Source organism: Glycomyces amatae (assembly GCF_020991375.1).
GTDB lineage: Bacteria > Actinomycetota > Actinomycetes > Mycobacteriales > Micromonosporaceae > Glycomyces > Glycomyces amatae.
In genome coordinates this window covers 227,314-246,290 of the sequence record NZ_JAJLQZ010000001.1, presented here as the reverse complement: position 1 = coordinate 246,290, position 18,977 = coordinate 227,314, and the positions used below count along the sequence as shown (strand labels likewise).

The following is an 18,977-nucleotide window of genomic DNA, read 5'->3' as shown; positions in this document are numbered from 1 at the left end:
CGTCACTCCGAAGAAAGGACCGGTTCTCGGGGCCGCTCCGCGCAGGCGCCGCCCATGCCCTGAGAGGCGGCGGGCGGCGAAGTGTCACACCCACCGGGCACCCTTGAAACCGGGGCGCTTGCGAACGGGCTCCTGTTGAACCTCCCCTGCGCCGAAACCGGCGGCCTCGAACACGCGCGGGCGGAAATGTCGGTGCGGTGCCGTACCCTGCCGGGGTCATGACGACTGAGGAGGCCCGGTGAAGTTCAGGAAGATCGACGAGCAGCGCTCGATGCGCCGACCGCTGTGGGAGGCCGACCGGCTGCGACCGCTCGACGAGCAGCCCGATCCGGACTTCGAGCTGAGCGAACGGCTGGTCGACGGCCTCGAATGGACCGGCGCCCACGCCGACGGCAGCCTGGACCAGTCGCTGCTGCGCGGCGTCGACCTGTCCGGGACCGCTCTGGCGCCCTTCGAGGTGGTCGACACCGCCGTGGAGCGGTCGGTGCTGTCGAACGGGCGCTGGGAGCGGACGACCGCGCGGCGGCTCGAGATCACCGACAGCCAGCTGGTGGGCTGGCAGGCCCAGTTCTCACTGGCGCAGGACGTCTACATCGGCGACTGCCGCGCCGACTTCGCCGGCGTCTCGATCGGGACCGCGAAGGGACCGCTGGTGTTCGAGCGGTGCCGCTTCATGAACGCGACCTTCCTGGGCGACTTCTCGAAGGCGGTGTTCATCGACTGCACGTTCCCGGGCGCGGACTTCTCACGCGTGTCGAACGCCAAGGGCTGCGACCTCCGCCGGTCGGATCTGAGCGGCATCACGGGCCTGATGAGCCTGCGCGGCGCGCTGATCACGGCAGACCAGGCCGTCGCGATCGCGGGAGAACTGGCGACCGCCGCCGGGTTCAAGCTGGCGTAGGCCGGTTGCGGCGTTGCGGCGTTGCGGCGTTGCGGCGTTGCGGCGTTGCGGCGTTGCGGCGTTGCGGCGTTGCGGCGTTGCGGCGTTGCGGCGTTGCGGCGTTGCGGCGTTGCGGCGTTGCGGCGTTGCGGCGACTGATAATGACCATCACCGCCGCCCTCATCCACTGACCTAGCCGGGTTTCCCCCTTCGCTGCGACCGAAAACGGCTATTGCTCCATTAGGCCACCTCCCGACAGGTCCCGCTCCTGGAAGGTCCCGGTGCGCACCTCCGCGGACCGCCCGCCGCCCTCGTCGAACGACCAGAACGCGGTGAGCCGCTTGGTGTTGAAGTCCATGACATGGGCCACCGCCGCTCCCGAGACCTCGTTCCAGCCCACCAGGTAGACGCCGTCGGAGACCTCCCCCACGTACAGGTCGACGGTCCCCGAGCCGCCCTCGGCGGCGCCGTCGATCATCTCGTAGCGGAGCTTGTCGCCTTCGGGCCCGTAGGTGTTGTGGAAGACGACCCCGTTGTCGAGACGGATCTCGAAGACCTTCCCCGCGAACGCGAAATCACTCATGTCCGGCTCCCTTCCTTGGATTTCCCGGTGCGCCGAATCAGACCGGCGGTTGCCGACCGCCCTCCAACCTAGGAGCCGGGCGACGCGCAGACCGGCGATTCACCGACTCCGAATGCTCAAGATCGGACGTCACCGGCCGTCGGCATCACCGCCTTCCCCCTCGGTTTCCGCCGGGCGGTCCGCGCAAACCTCCGCAGGGCGGTCGACATGCGGTTCGATGGCCTTCGCGGCGGTCTCGAGCCGGAGGCGGAAGTCCGCGTCGTCGGAGGCCGACAGCGATTCCAGTGAGGTCCGCCTGCGCCGCAGCGACTGCTCCAACCAGGCCTGCCACTCCGGCGCGCGCTCGGCCGCCCCCACGGTCTCCGGCCTCCAGACCCGCATCGGCGCCCCGGTGGCGGGGAATCGCGGGTTCGGTTTCAGGCCCTCGGGCTCGGGCAGGAAGTCGCGGATCGCGGCCTCGGTCCAGCCGCGCGAGCGCAGGAACGACTTGGTGACCCACACCGTCGGGTCGCCCCGCCGCACGAACCGGGGCCGCGGGCGCGCGTCCGGACCGCCGGTCTCGGGTTCGGGCAGTAGAGCAGCCGGATCGCCGGTTTCAGGCGGTGTCTCGGGTTCGGACGGCAGAGCAGCCGGATCGCCGGTCCCGAGCGGAGTCCCGAATGCGGGCGGTCGCGGCTTCGATCGGGCCGTGCCGGCGGGTCGGCGCCGCCGCTTTGCGGCGGGGCCTCCCAGTAGGTGTGTGGGCCCGGTAAGAACTCCAGCCTCGGGTTTCGCGGCCGCCGCGGTGCCTTCCGGTTCAGATGGCCGCCGTGGCGCGGAACCCGGCGTGGCGTCTTCCGCGACTGCCGCGACGCCTTCCGGTTCGAATGGCCGCCCCGGCTCGGCGCCTGGTGCCGCGCCTTGCGCGGCCGCTCCGGTGCCTTCTGGTCCGGATGACCGCTCCGGTTCAGGGCCCGGTGCGGCGTCCGGTGCCGCTCGCGCCGGTCCGGTCCGCCGCGCTTCGGTCCCGGCGAGACCGCGCCTCCGGGCGGTGTGGGCCAGCGAGCAGAGCAGCCACCTGGTGAAATGCTCCCGCAGCGGCTCGGAGGGGACTGTGGCGAACGGCAGTGCCCGTGCGACCATCTCGGGTCCTTGCAGCGTGTCGCCCTGCTCCGAGAACGGTCTCGCCGCTCCGGCGCCGCGGTCCGGGAAGGGGCCCGGCATCGGCGGGGCGGTGCCCGCCGAGTGCTCGGCGGGGCTCGGATCGAGTGGTGCGGTGCCGAGCAGGTGATCGGCGAACAGGGCCGGGGCCCGGGAATCGGTGGTGGGTTCCGCGTCGGCCGGAAGGCCCGCGTCCGGCGGGGCGATGCCGCCGGGGTGGTCGGCGTGGGCCTGCGGCCCGGCCTGGTTCCGTGAACTGACTGATGGTCTCGTTGCCGCCATCGCACCGTCCAATCGGTCGATCGCGCCTCGCCCGAAGGCGCCGCGCTCGCTATTCAGTTGCCGCGGCGACCGTATCCACCGGGTCCGACAATTTCCGCCCCAGCGGTCCTCATTCGGGGGAAAAAGTTTCTCGCATCGCCGCCGGCGGCGTGCGGGCAGCGGTCGTGGCGGGTCCTCCTCGGCGCGGAGCCGGACATCCCGCCGGCAGCGGGTCGGCCACCGCGATCACGCTCCCGATCGGCATGGAGGTCGCACCTCCCCGCCAGCAGCGGGGCGGCGGTCCGGATGCCCCGGCCGTTTTGTCGCACCCTTCGGACACCCTTGTGTCCAGGGGCCCGTGCAGCGCCCGTCGCCTTCGGCGTGCGCCTCGTTCCGCGCCGCCGCTCCCGGCCTGGTCGGCGGGGCAGGGCACACTTGCCCGTATGCGCGTACTCCTGCTCGGGCCCTTCGCCGTCCGCGACGACGAGGACCAGCCCGTCGAACTCGCCGGGGCCCGGCTCCGCGCGCTCGTCGCCCGCCTCGCCCTCGAACCGGGCCGCGAGATCTCGGCCGACACCCTCACCGACGCCGTCTGGGAAGGCGAGGCGCCCTCCGCGAACGCGCTCCAAGCCCTCGTCTCACGCGTGCGCCGCGCCGTCGGCGCCGAGCGGCTCACACGCGGCACCGCCGGCTACCGGCTCGCCCTCGACCCGGCCGACGTCGACGTCCTCCGCTTCGAACGCCTCGCCGAGACCGGCCGCCGCGGCGACCTCGCCGCCCTCCGCGAAGCCGAGTCCCTCTGGCGCGGAGCGGCCTTCGCCGACCTGCTCGACCTCCGCTTCGCCCGGGCCGAGGCGGTCAGGCTCGAACGCCTGCGCTCGGAGACCGCCCGCGAGCGCCTCGCCCTCGAGATCGCGGCCGGCGCCGACGTGCTCGCCGAACTCGAACCGGTCGCCGCCGCGCACCCGCTCGACGAGCGCTGGCAGGCCCTGCTCATGCGCGCCCTCTACGCCACCGGCCGCCCGGCCGAGGCCCTCGACGTGTTCGAGCGGACCCGCGGGCGGCTCGCCGACGAGCTCGGCGCCGACCCCTCCGCCGAACTGGCCGAACTGCACCTCCACGTCCTGCGCCGGAGCGCCGCGCCGACCGCGCGCCCCGAGCGGCGCCGCAGCAACCTCAAAGCCCAGCTGACCAGCCTGGTCGGGCGCGAGGCCGACCTCGAAGCGCTCGCGGCGGCCCTCGCGGCCGCGCGCCTGGTCACCGTCACCGGGCCCGGCGGCGCGGGCAAGACGCGCCTGGCGGTCGAGGCCGCCGCCCGCATGTCCGACCTCGCGCCGCAAGGGGTGTGGCTGGTCGAGCTGGCGGCGGTGGTCGACGACGCCGACGTCGCGCCCGCGGTGCTCCGCGCCGTGGGCGCCCGCGAGGCCGGGCTGCTGGAGCCCTCCGCGCACGACGCGGCCTCCCGCCTGGAGGAGTACTTCGCCGATCAGGACGCGCTCGTGGTGCTCGACAACTGCGAGCACCGGATCGGGGCCGCCGCCGCCCTCGCCGCCCGGCTCCTGGGCGCCTGCCCGGGCCTGCGCATCCTCGCCACCAGCCGCGAAGCCCTCGCGATCGGCGGCGAGCGGCTGTACCCGATCCCGCCGCTGCCGCTGTCGGCCGACCGTCCTGAGGAGAGCCCGGCGGTGCGGCTGTTCTGCGAACGGGCCGCCGCGGTCCGTCCCGGTTTCGCCCTCGACGCGGCCAACACCCCTGCGGTCGTGGAGATCTGCCGCCGCCTGGACGGCCTGCCGCTCGCCGTCGAGCTGGCCGCCGCGCGCATGCGGGCCCTGGACGCGGCCCAGATCGCCGCCCGCCTGGACGACCGGTTCGCGCTGCTCGCCGGGGCCGACCGCACCGCCCCCGAGCGGCACCGCACCCTGGAGGGCGTCATCGCCTGGAGCTGGGAGCTGCTCTCGGACGCCGAACGGGCCCTGGCGATGTGGATGTCGGTCTACCCCGGCGGGGTCGGCCTGGACCGGGTCGGCGACCTCGGCGCGCTCGCCGGGCTCGTCGACAAGTCCCTTGTGGAACATGATGGCGGTCGGTACCGGATGCTCGAGACCATCCGGTCCTACGCGGCCGCGCGGCTGGACCGCGACGGGGACGGCGAGGCCGAGCGGGACGCCATGGCCCGCTACTGCGTCGACCTGGCCGAGCGGTCCGACGACGAGACCCGGTCGGCCGTCCAGCTCGAGGCGATGGCGCGCCTGGACGCCGAGCACGACAACCTGCTCGCGGTCCTCGGCCGATCGGTCGCGAACGGCGACAAGGAGACCGGTCTGCGGATGGTCGCGGCCCTGTTCTGGTACTGGCATCTGCGCGGCTTCCGCAGCCAGCTCCAGCACTGGTTCGCGGCCGTGCTGGGCCTGCCCGGCGAGGTCCCCGCGCCACTGCGGCCCGCGGTCCTGCTCATGACGGGCATGTCGCAGAGCCAGCTCGGCGACCCCGAGGCGGGGGCCCGCTCGATCACCGAAGGCATCGCCTTGGGCCGCAAGGCGGGCGGCGGGATCGCAGGACGGGCGCTCATGGCCATCGCCCCGGCGTTCCTGTCCGACCCGGACGTCGCGGGCGACCTCGCCTCGGCCGGGGGCTGGGAGCGGGGCATCGTCCTGCTCACGGCGGCGGCCGTCGGCGAGGGCTCGACCGGTCCCGAAGGCGCCGCGCAGGTCGAGCGGGCCGAGGCCGAGTTCACGGTGCTGGGCGAGCGCTTCGGCCTGGCGTCGGTCCTGCGGATGCGCGCCGAGTACTGGGCACGGCGCGGCGACCACGACGCGGCCCGGGAGGCGCTCGCCCGGGCGGCGCGGCTCCTCGACGAGCTCGGGACGGCCGCCGACGCCGCCGAGACCTACGCCGAGCTGGGCCTCGCCACCGCCCTCGGCGGCGCGGTCGAGCGCGCCTGGGAGCCGCTGGCGCTGGCTTCGGAGCGGACCGACGCCGACCGCGACCCGCACACCACGGCGTACGTGCGGTGGTGCCGCGCCCAGGTGCTGCTGCACGCGGGCGACCGGGCCGAGGCGCTGCGCGAGCTCGACGCCGCCGAACGGGTCTTCGACGGCAGCGTGGAGGACTCGCGGGTGCAGGTGTGGGGGGCGGCGCTGCGCGCCGTGGCCGCCCTCGCCGAAGGCGACGCGGCGCTGGCGCGCCGCAGGCTCGGCGCGCTGACGAGCTCACACCTGACGGCGGCGGCGGACCCGAACCTCGCCGTGGCCGCCAGGGTCGGCGCCGCCGTCGCCCTCGCGGACGGGGGCGCGGACCGCGCGGCGACGCTGCTGGGGGCGGCCTTCGCGCTGCTGGGCGCTGCGGACGGACGCGGGTACGACGCGGCCCTGCGCACCCCCGAGCGGGCGCGGGAGGCGCTCGGCGACCGGGCGTTCGAGGAGTCCTTCGAGCGCGGCACCGCGATGGGCCGGGACGCGGCGGTCGAACTGCTGCTCGCGGAGAGCGCCCGGGGCTGAGACCGGAAGGCGCTCAGGGCTTCCACGGCCGCACATCGACGACGGCGCCGGTCGGGAGCGGCCCGTAGAGGTGCGGGTAGCGTTCCGCGCCCGGGGCGGGGGCCTCGTAGCGGAGGGGCGCGTCCACGAGTTCGGGGTCGATGACCAGGACCACCAGCGGCCCGGTGAAGTCCCCGTACACGAGCGCCGCGACCGCCGGGAGCTGCTCGGGGAGCGAGCAGTGGATGAAGCCCTCATCGGCGAGCGTCCGCCCGCGTGTCGAGCCCTCGTACCGGCCCGAGGCCAGGGCGGCCTCCCACAGGGCCGGCTCGGTCAGGTGCAGGAGTTCCGTCATGCCCGCGAACACTACGCCACCCGCTGCGGGACGGCACCGGCGTTGACGGCACTGGCATTGGCGGCGGCCGCACCACGGTGGTGCGGCCGCCGCCGGAACGGCTCGCCTCGCTTACAGCCGCTCCGCCTTGCGGAAGTGGCCGCGGGCCGGGCGCAGGGCCAGGAGGACGACGCCGAGGACGCAGCCGGCGACGATCACCGCGAAGCGGGCGCCTTCGAGGGCCGGCAGCCAACCGGGGTAGGCGGCGTAGGCGGCGTCCAAGAGGGCGGCGGCGTCGAGGGAGCGCACGGCCGCGTCGTCCGAGGCGTCGAACACGGCCTGCACCTTCTCGGCGGCGGCGGCGTTGCCGGCCATGATGAGCGCGTTCCCGGCCAGTACCAGCGGCAGTGCGATGAAGGAGAGGACGCGGGCGAACCGCTTGCCCGCCAGGAGCAGTGCGCCGAGGGCCGCGACGGCGGCGGCGATGGCGAACGGCGCCCAGATCGCGACGCCGCGCTCGTCGAAGGCGAGTCCGGCCGCGGCCAGCACGCCCGGGTCCCGGCCCTGGCGGGCGGCCTCGGCTTCGGCGGCGGCCTGGACGTCGGCGCCGTAGAGGAGGCCGACGGCCGGGATCGAGGCGAACGCCAGCGCGATCGCGAAGTGGAGGACGGCGGCGAACGCGACGGCGGCGGGGCGGGCGGTGCGGACGGTGTTCATGGCGGGCTCTTTCGGTTCGAGCGGATCGGGGTCCGAGCCGGGCGCCTCCGGGAATCCGGTGGTGCTCGGCTCCATGCCGACAGGTTCGCCCGCCGTGCTGACGCGGGGCTGATACGGCGCTGATACCGGTCCCGGCGATGCTGACACGCCCGCTGACCGTCTGCGGCGCAACGGGTCCGGACGCGGCGCCGCCCGCGACCGGGCGGTCGCGGGCGGCGTTCGGGTTTCCGGTGTCGGGTCTGGAGGTCAGGCGGCGTACCTGACGGTCAGGTCGCCGACGCCCGCGTTCACCGAGATGACCCGGTCGGCCTTCGCCTCGGCGTCGGTCGCGATGTCGATGTCCTGCTCGCCCACGCCGGCGTCGAACCGGACCGCGTAGACGGTGCCGTCGTCGGGGACCTCGATGACGACGTCGCCGGTGCCGGCGGTGACGGTGATGTCGCCGAGGACCTGCTCGAACTCCAGTTCCACGTTGCCGACGCTGGCCTCGACCTCGAGGTCGGCGGTGCGCAGGTCGACGCCGTGGACGTCGCCCACGCTGGTCTCCACGGCGACGTCGCCGTCGAGCCCGTCCATGCGGATGTCGCCGACCTCGGTGGCGGCCTCCGCGGCGGTGCCCGCGGGGAGCGCGATCGTGTAGTCCACGCGGCATTCGTTGATGCCGCTGAACAGGCCCCAGCCGTCGTCGCAGGCGGCCATGGCGGTGAAGCGGCTGCCGATGACCTCCTCGGCGACCTCGGGCTGGCTCCCGCGCCACACGGCGTGGGAGCGCAGCTCGACATCGGTCCCGGAGGCCTGCTCCAGTTCGATGTCGCCGAGGTCGACGCCGATGTCGGCGTTGGTGACCGGGCCGGCGAACCGCTCGTCGGTGGTGGTCCACTCCTCGGGCGAGGAGGCCGCCCAGATCCAGACGCCGGCGACGGCCATGACGAACAGGAGCAGGGCGCCGGTGAGCGTGCCGCCGACGATCCACCAGACCTTGCGGTTGGGGTACGCGGGCTCGTCGGGGAGGGCGGTGTCGGACTGCTTCTCGGGGGTGTCGATCATGACCGGTCCTTCGGGTTGCCTTGCAGGAACTTGAGAATGGCGAGCACGCGGCGGTTGCCGCTGTCGGAGGGCGGGAGCCCGAGCTTGGTGAATATCGAGTTGATGTGCTTGCTGACGGCGCCTTCGGAGAGGAACAGGACCTCCGCGATGCCGGCGTTGGAGCGGCCTTCCGCCATGTGCGACAGGACCTCCCGCTCCCTGGGGGTGAGGCGGTCGAGCTCGTCGCCGTCGCGGCGGACCAGGAGCTGCGAGATGACCTCCGGGTCGAGGGCGGTGCCGCCGGCGGCGACGCGGCGCAGCGAGTCGAGGAACTCGGCGACGTCGGCCACCCGGTCCTTGAGGAGGTACCCGATGCCGCGCATCTGCCCGGTGAGCAGTTCGACCGCGTACCGCTCCTCGACGTACTGGGAGAGCATGAGGATCGCCAGGTCGGGGTAGCGGCGGCGCAGCACCAGGGCCGCGCGGACGCCCTCGTCGCTCTGGTCGGGCGGCATCCGCACGTCCGCGACCACGAGGTCGGGGCAGTCGCGCTCGACCGAGCGCAGGAGCGCCTCGGCGTCCCCGACCGTGTCGACGACCTCCATGCCGCCGATCTCCATGAGCCGGGCGAGGCCCTCTCTGAGCAGGACCGAGTCTTCGGCGATCACGACGCGCATGGCAGCTCCGCTTCGATGGTGGTGGGCCCGCCGAGCGGGCTGGTCAGGTGGAAGGTGCCGTCGACCGAGCGGACGCGGTCGGCGAGCCCCTTCAGGCCGGTGCCGCCCTCGGGGTCGGCGCCGCCGCGGCCGTCGTCGACGATCCTCAGCCGCAGGCGCTCCCCGGCGAGGGCCACCTCGACGGCGGCGTGCTCGGCCCCGGAGTGCCTGGCGGCGTTGGTGAGCGTCTCGGAGACCACGAAGTAGGCGACGGCCTCGACGTCGCGGGCGACGCGGCGGTCCATGTCGACCTTGAGGCGGACGGGGATCGGCGAGCGGGCGGCCACCGCCGAGAGGGCGGCGTCCAGGCCGCGGTCCTCCAGGACGGCGGGGTGCAGGCCGCGCACGAGGTCCCGTAGGTCGGTGAGGACCTGTTTGGACTCCTCGTGGGCCTGAGCGAGGGCCTTGGCGGCGTCCTCGGGCAGGTCGGTGAGGGTGGCGCGGGCGATGCCGAGGTTCATGGCGAGGGAGGTGAGGCGCTGCTGGGCGCCGTCGTGGAGGTCGCGCTCGATGCGGCGCCGCTCCGCGTCCGCCGCGTCCACCGTGGAGTCGCGGCTGGCGGTGAGGTCGGTGACGCGCAGCTCCAGCTCCTCGACCCGGTTGGCGCCCAGGAGCTGGCGGGCCATGAGCGCGTCGAGTGCGGCCAGGCCGCGGGTGAGCCAGGGCGCGCCCAGCACCGTGACGAGCCCGGCGCCGCACAGGATCCAGTGCCGCAGGCTCACGCCGCTGCCGGAGGCCCCCAGGAGCGGGGCGGCGAGCATGGCCGGGCCGAACGTCCAGGCCACCGCGGCGAAGAGCGCCGCGAACGGGCCGTAGAGGCCGGCGATGACGTTGTAGGAGAAGGGCCGCCAGGTCTTGGGGCTGCGCAGGACGTCCAGGACGGCGCGGAGCGAGAATGTCACCGCCGGCGTGGGCGCCGCGGGCCACCGGGCGCCGAGGAAGGCGGCGTGGCGGCTGCGCTGCACCGCGGCGAGGACGCCGCTGACGACCAGCATCGCGCCGAGCGCGAGGAGCGGGACCACGACGGTGAGGAGTCCGGCGAAGGCCGTGGCCACCAGGCCGACGATGACGCTCCCGCCGAGGGGGCCGATCACGCCGCCGGTCACGAGGTGCATGAGGGAGCGCCACGTCTCCCCTTCCCATAGGGCCCGCACCGCGATGAGCGGGGCTTGGCGCCAGAGGGGCGCCGGCGTCGCTGAGATGTCCATGCCTAGAACAGTAGGTTCGCGGGGCGGCCTCCCACATTGCCGCTGGGCTCCGACTCGGGGGTGAAGTTTTCTCCACCCCCGAGCGGGAGGCGGGCTCACTCGCAGGCGACGCCGTCGCCGTCGCGGTCGAGATGGGAACCGTAGCCGGGGTGGCCGGCGTAGACCGGTGCGGCGCCGGCGGCGCGGGCCGCGTCGCAGTTCTCGTAGTAGACGCCGCCGTCATCGTCGTCGTCATCGCCGCCGCCGCTGTCGTCCCCGCCGCTACCGCCGCCTCCGCCGGAGGAGGACGAGTCCTCGCAGGCCTCGCCGTCGCCGTCGCCGTCGAGTCCGCTGCGGTAGCCGTCCTCGTCCTCGTAGAGCGGGGCGACGCCCGCGTCGCGGGCGGCGTCGCAGTTCTCGTAGTAGACCTCCTCGGCCTCCTCCCGCTCCTCCTCGGCCGCTTCCTCGGTGGTGGGCTCGGGTTCGGGGGAAGCCGACGTGGGCGCTTCGGTGGAACCGTAGAAGGTCGTGCGGTCCGAGGGGAGTTCGAATCCGGACTCCGAGGTCTCGTCCTCGGTCGGTTCCCCGGCGATCGTCTCCGTTTCGGGATCGTCGTCGTCGATCATGTTGAGGACGCCGCCGCAGCACAGCACCGGGACGGCGAGGACGAGGATCACGGCGACCTTCTCGGCCGTCGACATCTGGGACCAGGATTTGACGCGGGTCCGCTGCGGACCCGCCGTCGAGGGATCGGTGGACACGGTCGTCTCCCATAAGGGTAGGAGGAGCGTGCAGGGGTACGAGCAGGTTATGCCCGCATCCCGGGACCCGTGAATCCTTCTTGCGGTCGAACGGCTACCAGCCGTTAGGCCCTCACTCGTTCGGGGCATGGCGAAGGCCCCGAGCGGAAACGAGGCCGGAAACCCCGCTGCGGACTCGGCTCGCCCGGACAAGCGGCGGCGCGCCGGTGCGGGCGAGGGCACGCCTGCTCACTCCACGAGCGTCTGCGTGCCGAGCACGACGGCGAGGGCGAGGCGCTCGGCGTCCTCGGTACCGGGTTCGGCCGAGTAGACCATGATGCGCAGGTCGTCCTCCGCGACGACGAGGGTGTCGCAGTCGAGCGCTATCGGCCCGACCTCGGGGTGCTCAATGGTCTTGCGCCGGCCGCTCCTCGGATCCGGGGCGTCCGCCCCCCACAGTTCGACGAAACGGGGGCTGTGCGCGCCGAGCCTCCTCACGAGGCGGTGGAGGCGGGGGTCGGCGGGGTAGCGGGCCGCCGTGAGCCGCAGATCGGCGACGAGCTGCGCCTGGAGCTCCGCCTGCTCCTCGGGGGTGTGGACGACCCGGTTGCCGGGCCCGACGAGGTTGCGCCAGATGCTGTTGCGCTCGATGCCCTGCCAGGCGGAGGCCGCGCCCATCAGCGCGTCGTACGGGGCGTTGGCGACGACGAGGGTCCAGGTCGCGTCGTAGACGGCCACCGGCGTGTTCGCGAGCCGGTCGAGCAGGCGCTGCACGCTCGGGGTGATCCGCGAGGAGACGGTCTTGCGGCTCGGCACGGGCTGCCCCGAGAGCCGGAAGAGGAGCTCGCGCTCGCCGTCGGTGAGCCGGAGGGCGCGGGCGAGCGCCTCGACGACCTGGACGGACGGCGAGGTCGCCCGGCCCTGCTCGAGCCTGGTCAGGTAGTCGACCGAGATCCCGGCGAGCCCGGCGAGCTCCTCCCGGCGCAGGCCGGCCGCGCGGCGCCGCCCGCCGACGGGGACCCCGACCGATCCGGGTGAGACGCGGTCGCGCCAGCGGCGCACCGCCTGACCGAAATCCCAGTGCTCCATAGGTCGAGTGTGCATCGGACGGCGGCCCGTGTCCTGGCCCTGCCGTTCCTACGACAAGCGGACGACTGCCCGCCGCTCCGAAAAAGCCCGAGGATCGACGCATGACCACGACACTCATCACCGGGGCGAACAAGGGCCTCGGCCGGGAGACCGCCCGCCGCCTCACCGCCGCCGGGCACACCGTCTACGTCGGCGCCCGCGACGAGGCCCGCGGGCGCGCCACCGCCCGCGAACTCGGCGCCCGGTTCATGCACCTCGACGTGACCGACGACGCCTCCGTCCGCGCCGCCGCGGCGCAGCTCGAGGCGGAAGGCGGGCTCGACGTGCTCGTCAACAACGCCGGCGTCGAACCGCGCCTCCCCGGCAACGCGGTCCCGGCCCCGGCGGACACGACCGCCGACGAACTGCGCACGACCTTCGAGACCAACGTCTTCGGCATCGTGAGGACGACGCACGCCCTCCTCCCACTGCTCCAGCGCTCCGCCGCGCCCGTCATCGTCAACGTCTCCAGCGGCCTCGGCTCACTCGCCGGCCTCAGCGATCCCGCGAGCCCCGTCCACTTCTATCCGGGCCTCGGCTACCCGACGTCGAAGGCGGCGGTCAACGCGATCACGGTCCAGTACGCCAAGGCGCTCCCCGGCATCCGCGTCAACGCGGTCGACCCCGGCTACACGAACACCGACCTCAACGGCGGCACCGGCACGCAGACCGTAGAAGAGGGCGCCGAGATCATCGTGCGGGCGGCCCTGCTCGGACCGGACGGCCCGACGGGGACGTTCACCGCCGCGCAGGGACCGGTGGCCTGGTGAGCGCGGGCACCGTGCTCGTCACGGGCCCGACGGGCGGGCTCGGCCGCTCGGCGGTGACGGCGATGGCCCGCCGACCGCGCCGGGGAGCTCCTCGCCTCCGGGGCGGTCGGCCCCCTTCGCGCGCTCATCACGAACGCCGGCGTCACCGTCGCCGACACCCGCACCGCAACGGCGGACGGCTACGAGGTCGCGTTCGCCGTCGACCATCTCGCCCACGCCCGGCTGATCTGCGACCTGCTCGACTCGGTCGCGCTCGACGACCGCTGGGCGCACCTGCGGGACGGGCGCTTCGTCGTCAAGACGAGCGAGCGCGAGGTCGAGCCGTTCGCGAACGAAAAAGAGGGCCTTTCGGCCCCCTCTTCGCTGTGGTCGGGTTGACAGGATTTGAACCTGCGACCCCCTCGTCCCGAACGAGGTGCGCTACCAAGCTGCGCCACAACCCGATGTTCTGTTTTCCGTGCGCACGCTGGGCATCCGCATCGGGTTGAAATGCTACCCGAGGCTCCCTGCGCTCGTCGAACGGGGTCCGCGAAGGTCGGGGCCCGGTCACACCCGGGCCCCGCCCGCGGCTAGAAGGCCCGCGGCACGAACGTCAGGAGGCTCGCCTCCGGGGCGCACGCGAACCGCACCGGCGCGTACGGGCTGGTGCCCAGCCCCGCCGAGACGTGCAGCCACATGTCCTCCCACGGGTGCAGGCCCTTGACCCGCTCCCGGTCGATCCCGCAGTTGGTGACCAGCGCCCCGTACCCGGGCACGCAGACCTGCCCCCCGTGGGTGTGCCCGGCCGCGACGAAGTCGTAGCCGTCGCGCGCGAACTCGTCGAGCACGCGCGGCTCCGGCGAGTGGGTCAGCCCGATCGACAGGTCGGCGCCCTGCGGCACCGGCCCGGCGACCAGCTCGTAGTCGTCGAGGTCGAAGTGGGGGTCGTCCACGCCCGCGAAGTGGACGTCGAGCCCGGCCACGACCTTGTCGACCGCGTGGTTGTTGAGGTCGGACCACCCGCCGTCGGTGAGGACCTTCCGCAGCTCCTCGGTCGGCAGCGGCTCCCCGTACTTGTGCTCGTGGTTCGGGTTGAAGTACTGGAGCGGGTTCTTGAACACCGGCGCGTAGTAGTCGTTCGAGCCGAACACGAACGCGCCCGGGGCGCCCAGGAGCGGCCGGAGCGTCTTGGACACCAGGTCCACCGCGTCCGGGTGGGCCAGGTTGTCGCCGGTGAGGAGCACCAGGTCCGGGTCGAGCGCGGCCAGGGACGCGACCCAGTGGGCCTTGCGCACCTGGCCGGGCGTCATGTGCAGGTCGGAGATGTGCAGGACGCGGATGGGCTCGGCGCCCTCGGGCAGCGCCGGCACCGCGAAGTGCCGGAGCGTGTACTGGACGCGCTCGTATAGGGAGGCGTAGGCGAGTGCCAGCGCCCCGGCGCCGACCCCGATCCCGGCTGCTGCGGCAAGTCCACGGCTGATCTTCATACCCCAACGGTAGATTGTCGAGATATGAACGAGCTGAAGACCCAGTTGGAAACCGATATGCGAGCCGCCCTCAAGGCCCAGGACAAGGTGACGCTGGGCACGCTGCGCATGGTGCTGGCGGCGGTGAAGAACGAAGAGATCGCAGGCAGCGCCCCGCGCGAGCTCGACGACACCGACGTGGTGAAGGTCCTGGTGAAGCAGGCGAAGCAGCGGCGGGAGGCGGCCGAGGCGTTCCGCGCGGGCGGGCGCGCCGAGGCGGCGGACGCCGAGCTCGCCGAGGAGGCCGTGATCAAGCGGTACCTGCCGAGCGAGCTGACTGAGGCCGAAGTCACGCGGCTGGTGCGCGACGCGATCGCCGAGGGCGGCTTCACCGGCCCCAAGGACATGGGCAAGGTCATGAAGGCCCTCGGCCCGAAGACCGCCGGGCGCGCCGACGGCAAGGTCGTGGCCGGGATCGTGAAGGCCGAACTGGCAGGGTAGAGCGGCGCGCCCGCGTCGCCGTCCACGGCTATGGTTGAACGTCGGGCCCGCTCCGCCCTCCCAATCCAGTCACGCCACACCTTGAGGAACCCATGTCCAGCCACATCGCGGCCGAGGCCGCGCGCCGCCGCACCTTCGCGGTGATCTCCCACCCCGACGCCGGCAAGTCGACGATCACCGAGGCCCTGGCCCTGTACGGCCGCGCCATCTCCTCGGCCGGCGCCGTCCACGGCAAGGGCGACCGCAAGGGCGTGGTCTCCGACTGGATGTCCATGGAGCAGGACCGCGGCATCTCCATCACCTCCGCGGCCCTCCAGTTCGAGTACCGCGGCTGCGTCGTGAACCTCCTCGACACCCCTGGCCACGCCGACTTCTCCGAGGACACCTACCGGGTCCTCACCGCCGTCGACGCCGCCGTGATGCTCCTGGACGCCGCCAAGGGCCTCGAGCCGCAGACCCTGAAGCTGTTCGAGGTGTGCCGGGCCCGGCGCATCCCCGTCATCACCTTCGTCAACAAGTGGGACCGCCCCGCCAAGGACGCCCTCGAGCTCATCGAGGAGATCGAGACCCGCATCGGCATCAAGCCGACCCCGGTGACCTGGCCGGTCGGCGTGGGCGGCGAGTTCCGCGGGGTCATCGAGCGGGTCGGGTTCGCCGGAGGGGACGAGGGCCGGCGCGAGGCGGGCCCGCAGGTGCCGGGCATGGTCCGCTACGAGCGCTCCCCCGGCGGCCAGCAGCTGGCCGTGGCCGAGTTCCTGGACGAGGACGCCGCGCTCGCCGCGTTCGGCCCCGACTACGAGCGCGCCCGCGAGGAGTCCGAGCTCCTCTCCGAGGTCGAGGCCGACTTCGACCCGAAGACCTTCGAGGCCGGGCACACCACCCCGACCCTGTTCGGGGCCGCGCTCGTGCACTTCGGCGTGGGCCAGCTCCTCGACCTCCTGGTGGACATCGCGCCCTCCCCGTTCGCGCGCGACGACGCCGCGGGCGGGCCGCGCGAACTGGAGGCGGGCTTCTCCGGGTTCGTGTTCAAGTCCCAGGCGAACATGAACGCCTCCCACCGCGACCAGCTCGCGTTCATCCGCGTCTGCTCCGGCAAGTTCGAGCGCGGCATGCAGGTCACGCAGGCCCAGACCGGCCGCACCATGTCCACCAAGTACGCGCAGACGCTCTTCGGGGCCTCCCGCGACACCGTCGAGGAGGCCTGGCCCGGCGACATCGTGGGCCTGGTCAACGCCACCGGCCTGTCGGTGGGCGACACGATCTACACCGGGAGGGCCGTCGAGTTCCCGCCGCTGCCGGCGTTCGCGCCCGAGCACTTCGGGGCGCTCCAGATGCACGACACCTCCAAGGCCAAGCGGTTCCGCCGCGGCATCGCCCAGCTCGACGCCGAGGGCGTGGTGCAGGTGCTCTACTCCGAGCGCCGCGGCGAGGCCACGCCCGTGCTCGCCGCGGTCGGCCCGCTCCAGTTCGAGGTCACCGTCGCGCGCCTGGCCGCCGAGTTCGACGTCCCGGCCACCATCGACCACCTGCCGTACCAGCTCGCGCGCCTCACCGACGCCGAGGGCGCGGCCCGCCTGCGCACCTCGCCGGGCGTCGAGGTGTTCACGCGCCCCCGGGACGGCGCTCACCTGGTGGCCCTGCCGAACAAGTACCGGATCCAGACCATCGTCAACGACCACCCGGGGTTGAAGCTCGAGCCGCTCCTGGCCGGGGGCCAGGGCTGATGGCCCGCCTGCTGACCTCGGGCGACGTCCGGGCCCTGTCGCGGGGCCTGGCGATCTCGCCGACGAAGAAGTGGGGCCAGAACTTCGTCGTCGACGCGAACACGGTGCGCCGCATCGCCGCCGCCGCGAAGCTCGACGCCGACGACGTCGTCATGGAGGTCGGCCCGGGACTCGGCTCGCTCACCCTGGCGCTCATCGAGACCGCCCGGCGCGTCGTCGCCGTCGAGATCGACCCGAAGCTCGCCCTCGCCCTGCCCACCACGGTCGCCCACCGCGCCCCCGAGGAGCACGGGCGGCTCACGGTCGTGGAGGCCGACGCCGCCCGCATCCGCCCCGAGCAGCTGCCCGAGCCGCCCACCGCGCTCGTCGCGAACCTGCCCTACAACGTGGCCGTGCCCGTCGTCCTGCACGCCCTGGAGCACTTCCCGAGCCTCCGGAAGGGCCTGGTGATGGTCCAGGCCGAGGTGGGCGACCGGCTCACCGCGCAGCCCGGCTCGAAGATCTACGGCGCGCCCAGCGTCAAGATGGCCTGGTACGCCAAGGCGCGGCGCGCCGGCTCGGTCTCGCAGAACGTCTTCTGGCCGGTGCCCAACGTCGCCAGCGCCCTGGTCGCCTTCGAGCGCATCGAGAGCCCGGAGGCGAACCGCGTCGAGGTCTTCGGCGCGGTCGACGCCGCGTTCGGGCAGCGGCGCAAGATGCTGCGCCAGTCGCTCAAGTCGTGGGCCGGCGCGGGCGCGGACGCGGTGCTCGAACGGGCGGGCATCGAACCCACCAGGCGGGGTGAGTCGTTGGACATAGCGGAGTTCATCGCCCTCGCCGACGCCAGGGAGGCGCTGGGCGAGACCGCACCGCCACCGCAGGAGGCCTGAGAATGACCGGACAGACCGCGCCCGCCCAGCCCGCCGGGCCGTCGATCAGCGTCGACGTCCCCGCCAAGATCAACCCGCACCTGGGCGTCGGGGACCCCCGCGCCGACGGCTACCACGCGCTGTCCACGGTGTACCAGGCGATCAGCCTGCACGACACCGTCTCCGCCGAGCGGCTCAGCACCGCGGAGGGCTCGGAGGGGCCGGGGATCAGGCTGACCCTCTCGGGCGAGGGCGCCGGGACGCTGCCGACGGACGAGGCCAACCTGGCGTACCAGGCCGCGAAGCTCGTCGCCCTGTACGCGGGGATCGAACCGGACGTGCGCCTCCATGTGAACAAGCGCATCCCCGTCGCCGGGGGGCTCGCGGGGGGCTCGGCGGACGCGGCCGGGGCGCTCATCGCGTGCGCGCGGCTGTGGGAGGTGCCGATCGGCGACGCCGAGCTGCACCGGCTCGCGGCCGGGCTCGGCTCCGACGTCCCGTTCTGCCTCAAGGGCGGCACCGCGATCGGCGCCGGGCGCGGCGAGGAGCTGACGCCCGTCGCGGCGAAGGGGTCGTGGCACTGGGTCGTGGCCACGACGGACACGCAGATCTCGACGCCCGAGTGCTACAAGGAGGTCGACCGGCTCCGCGAGGACGGCATCGGCCGCTTCTCGTCCGACGTGGACGCGATCGTGCAGGCGTTCGAGGGCGGCGCGAGCGCCGACGAGCTCGCCCGGCTCCTGGTCAACGACATGGAGGCCGCGGCCGTGAGCCTGCGCCCGCAGCTGGCCTCGCTCATGCACGGCGGGCTCGCGGAGGGGGCCCTGGCCGCGCACGTCTCCGGTTCGGGGCCGACGGTCCTGTTCCTGGCCCACGACGTCAAGCACGCGGTGGCCCTGGCGCGGCGCATCCGGATGCGCGGCGGGGCCCGCAGCGTCCACTTGGCGCACGGCCCGGTCGAGGGCCCGGCGGCCTGAGGCGCGGCGGTCACGTTTCCGTAAAGAATTTTACGGGTTGTTTACCGATCGGCCCGGACACGCCCGTGTCGTGCCCGATCGTCACCTCGGCGCAGCAGGACATTCATTCCCCGTTGGTACATTCGTAAGGCTATGACCGCCCTTCACGAAAGGTGCCCGGAACGATGCCCTCCGTATTCGACGACCCCGAAGGCTACATGCGGGACTTCCAGAGCCGCATCGCGACGATGGTCGACAAGGCCTCCTCGCTGAACGAGGCGATGGAGGCGGCGCAGGCCACCGCCAAGTCCCCCGGAGGCGAGGTGCGCGTGACCGTCGGCCTCGGCGGCACCCTCCAGGAGATCAAGCTCAGCTCGCAGGCCCAGACCCTCACCCCCCGGACCCTGGCCGCCCTCATCAAGGAGACGTACGACGAGGCGGCGATCCAGGCGGGCAACGCCTCCACGCAGGCGCTCGCCTCCGTCTTCGGCGAGGACAGCGAGATCGTGCGGCAGGCCAAGGCCAGCAGGCCGCCGGAGGACTGA

The 18,977-nt window shown here is 73.4% G+C and carries 18 protein-coding genes and 1 tRNA gene; 8 read left to right on the top strand and 11 right to left on the bottom strand.

The genetic code is table 11. The features are described from left to right. The first annotated feature begins 238 nt into the window (after positions 1–238). Positions 239–901: a pentapeptide repeat-containing protein gene (locus LO763_RS29515; protein ID WP_230600006.1), complete on the top strand. Its 663-nt coding sequence runs from the start codon at positions 239–241 to the stop codon at positions 899–901. A gap of 208 nt (positions 902–1,109) precedes the next feature. Here LO763_RS29515 and LO763_RS01160 read toward each other — a convergent pair whose 3' ends face one another. Beyond that, complete coding sequence (locus LO763_RS01160; RefSeq protein ID WP_230600005.1) at positions 1,110–1,463, bottom strand: MoaF-related domain-containing protein; 354 nt, start codon at positions 1,461–1,463, stop codon at positions 1,110–1,112. Positions 1,464–1,592: 129 nt separating this feature from the next. Continuing rightward, positions 1,593–2,885 carry a hypothetical protein gene (locus LO763_RS01155; RefSeq protein ID WP_230600004.1) on the bottom strand — a complete coding sequence of 431 codons (1,293 nt, stop codon included), beginning with the start codon at positions 2,883–2,885 and terminating at the stop codon, positions 1,593–1,595. A 422-nt stretch (positions 2,886–3,307) separates the two neighbouring features. Here LO763_RS01155 and LO763_RS01150 point away from each other — a divergent pair, with 422 nt between their 5' ends. Then, on the top strand, positions 3,308–6,361 hold the full coding sequence (locus tag LO763_RS01150; protein ID WP_230600003.1) for an ATP-binding protein: 3,054 nt from the start codon (positions 3,308–3,310) through the stop codon (positions 6,359–6,361). Between the two features lie 13 nt (positions 6,362–6,374). Here the strand turns inward: LO763_RS01150 and LO763_RS01145 are convergent, their stop codons facing one another. The 7 genes from LO763_RS01145 to LO763_RS01115 form a co-directional block, all read right to left on the bottom strand. Next, on the bottom strand, positions 6,375–6,695 hold the full coding sequence (locus LO763_RS01145) for a DUF952 domain-containing protein (RefSeq protein WP_230600002.1): 321 nt from the start codon (positions 6,693–6,695) through the stop codon (positions 6,375–6,377). A 111-nt stretch (positions 6,696–6,806) separates the two neighbouring features. Further along, complete coding sequence (locus LO763_RS01140) at positions 6,807–7,466, bottom strand: hypothetical protein (protein WP_230600001.1); 660 nt, start codon at positions 7,464–7,466, stop codon at positions 6,807–6,809. A gap of 171 nt (positions 7,467–7,637) precedes the next feature. After that, positions 7,638–8,438: a DUF4097 family beta strand repeat-containing protein gene (locus LO763_RS01135; protein WP_230600000.1), complete on the bottom strand. Its 801-nt coding sequence runs from the start codon at positions 8,436–8,438 to the stop codon at positions 7,638–7,640. Continuing rightward, positions 8,435–9,094, bottom strand: a complete 660-nt coding sequence (locus tag LO763_RS01130; RefSeq protein WP_230599999.1) for a response regulator transcription factor — start codon at positions 9,092–9,094, stop codon at positions 8,435–8,437. The genes LO763_RS01135 and LO763_RS01130 overlap by 4 nt, the downstream gene beginning before the upstream one ends. Continuing rightward, a complete protein-coding gene (locus LO763_RS01125; RefSeq protein ID WP_230599998.1) occupies positions 9,082–10,341 on the bottom strand; it encodes a sensor histidine kinase in 1,260 nt (419 codons plus the stop codon). Before LO763_RS01125 ends, LO763_RS01130 begins: the two co-directional genes overlap by 13 nt. A gap of 95 nt (positions 10,342–10,436) precedes the next feature. Continuing rightward, complete coding sequence (locus tag LO763_RS01120) at positions 10,437–11,081, bottom strand: excalibur calcium-binding domain-containing protein (RefSeq protein WP_230599997.1); 645 nt, start codon at positions 11,079–11,081, stop codon at positions 10,437–10,439. A gap of 228 nt (positions 11,082–11,309) precedes the next feature. Beyond that, a complete protein-coding gene (locus LO763_RS01115; protein ID WP_230599996.1) occupies positions 11,310–12,149 on the bottom strand; it encodes a helix-turn-helix transcriptional regulator in 840 nt (279 codons plus the stop codon). Positions 12,150–12,250: 101 nt separating this feature from the next. Here LO763_RS01115 and LO763_RS01110 point away from each other — a divergent pair, with 101 nt between their 5' ends. After that, positions 12,251–12,958, top strand: a complete 708-nt coding sequence (locus LO763_RS01110; RefSeq protein ID WP_230599995.1) for an SDR family oxidoreductase — start codon at positions 12,251–12,253, stop codon at positions 12,956–12,958. Between the two features lie 366 nt (positions 12,959–13,324). On the opposite strand, the gene LO763_RS01105 is transcribed toward LO763_RS01110, so the two are convergent. After that, a tRNA-Pro gene (locus LO763_RS01105) sits at positions 13,325–13,401 on the bottom strand. Between the two features lie 126 nt (positions 13,402–13,527). Further along, positions 13,528–14,424 carry a metallophosphoesterase gene (locus tag LO763_RS01100; protein WP_230599994.1) on the bottom strand — a complete coding sequence of 299 codons (897 nt, stop codon included), beginning with the start codon at positions 14,422–14,424 and terminating at the stop codon, positions 13,528–13,530. 24 nt (positions 14,425–14,448) lie between these two features. On the opposite strand from LO763_RS01100, the gene LO763_RS01095 reads away from it, so the two are divergent. The 5 genes from LO763_RS01095 (at position 14,449) to LO763_RS01075 (ending at position 18,977) form a co-directional block, all read left to right on the top strand. Next, complete coding sequence (locus tag LO763_RS01095) at positions 14,449–14,904, top strand: GatB/YqeY domain-containing protein (protein WP_230599993.1); 456 nt, start codon at positions 14,449–14,451, stop codon at positions 14,902–14,904. A gap of 92 nt (positions 14,905–14,996) precedes the next feature. Next, complete coding sequence (locus tag LO763_RS01090; RefSeq protein WP_230599992.1) at positions 14,997–16,628, top strand: peptide chain release factor 3; 1,632 nt, start codon at positions 14,997–14,999, stop codon at positions 16,626–16,628. Next, positions 16,628–17,497: a 16S rRNA (adenine(1518)-N(6)/adenine(1519)-N(6))-dimethyltransferase RsmA gene (rsmA, locus tag LO763_RS01085; RefSeq protein ID WP_230599991.1), complete on the top strand. Its 870-nt coding sequence runs from the start codon at positions 16,628–16,630 to the stop codon at positions 17,495–17,497. The genes LO763_RS01090 and rsmA overlap by 1 nt, the downstream gene beginning before the upstream one ends. Positions 17,498–17,499: 2 nt before the next feature. Further along, positions 17,500–18,453 carry a 4-(cytidine 5'-diphospho)-2-C-methyl-D-erythritol kinase gene (locus tag LO763_RS01080; RefSeq protein ID WP_230599990.1) on the top strand — a complete coding sequence of 318 codons (954 nt, stop codon included), beginning with the start codon at positions 17,500–17,502 and terminating at the stop codon, positions 18,451–18,453. Positions 18,454–18,617: 164 nt separating this feature from the next. Further along, positions 18,618–18,977, top strand: coding sequence for a YbaB/EbfC family nucleoid-associated protein (locus LO763_RS01075; RefSeq protein ID WP_230599989.1), 360 nt, complete (start codon positions 18,618–18,620; stop codon positions 18,975–18,977).

What these genes read in the sequence shown, in the direction of transcription:
- LO763_RS01160 (WP_230600005.1), bottom strand. Translation starts at nt 1,463, where the DNA reads ATGAGTGATTTCGCGTTCGCGGGGAAGGTCTTCGAGATCCGTCTCGAC.
- LO763_RS01155 (WP_230600004.1), bottom strand. Translation starts at nt 2,885, where the DNA reads ATGGCGGCAACGAGACCATCAGTCAGTTCACGGAACCAGGCCGGGCCG.
- LO763_RS01150 (WP_230600003.1), top strand. Translation starts at nt 3,308, where the DNA reads ATGCGCGTACTCCTGCTCGGGCCCTTCGCCGTCCGCGACGACGAGGAC.
- LO763_RS01145 (WP_230600002.1), bottom strand. Translation starts at nt 6,695, where the DNA reads ATGACGGAACTCCTGCACCTGACCGAGCCGGCCCTGTGGGAGGCCGCC.
- LO763_RS01140 (WP_230600001.1), bottom strand. Translation starts at nt 7,466, where the DNA reads ATGGAGCCGAGCACCACCGGATTCCCGGAGGCGCCCGGCTCGGACCCC.
- LO763_RS01135 (WP_230600000.1), bottom strand. Translation starts at nt 8,438, where the DNA reads ATGATCGACACCCCCGAGAAGCAGTCCGACACCGCCCTCCCCGACGAG.
- LO763_RS01130 (WP_230599999.1), bottom strand. Translation starts at nt 9,094, where the DNA reads ATGCGCGTCGTGATCGCCGAAGACTCGGTCCTGCTCAGAGAGGGCCTC.
- LO763_RS01125 (WP_230599998.1), bottom strand. Translation starts at nt 10,341, where the DNA reads ATGGACATCTCAGCGACGCCGGCGCCCCTCTGGCGCCAAGCCCCGCTC.
- LO763_RS01115 (WP_230599996.1), bottom strand. Translation starts at nt 12,149, where the DNA reads ATGGAGCACTGGGATTTCGGTCAGGCGGTGCGCCGCTGGCGCGACCGC.
- LO763_RS01110 (WP_230599995.1), top strand. Translation starts at nt 12,251, where the DNA reads ATGACCACGACACTCATCACCGGGGCGAACAAGGGCCTCGGCCGGGAG.
- LO763_RS01100 (WP_230599994.1), bottom strand. Translation starts at nt 14,424, where the DNA reads ATGAAGATCAGCCGTGGACTTGCCGCAGCAGCCGGGATCGGGGTCGGC.
- LO763_RS01095 (WP_230599993.1), top strand. Translation starts at nt 14,449, where the DNA reads ATGAACGAGCTGAAGACCCAGTTGGAAACCGATATGCGAGCCGCCCTC.
- LO763_RS01090 (WP_230599992.1), top strand. Translation starts at nt 14,997, where the DNA reads ATGTCCAGCCACATCGCGGCCGAGGCCGCGCGCCGCCGCACCTTCGCG.
- rsmA (WP_230599991.1), top strand. Translation starts at nt 16,628, where the DNA reads ATGGCCCGCCTGCTGACCTCGGGCGACGTCCGGGCCCTGTCGCGGGGC.
- LO763_RS01080 (WP_230599990.1), top strand. Translation starts at nt 17,500, where the DNA reads ATGACCGGACAGACCGCGCCCGCCCAGCCCGCCGGGCCGTCGATCAGC.
- LO763_RS01075 (WP_230599989.1), top strand. Translation starts at nt 18,618, where the DNA reads ATGCCCTCCGTATTCGACGACCCCGAAGGCTACATGCGGGACTTCCAG.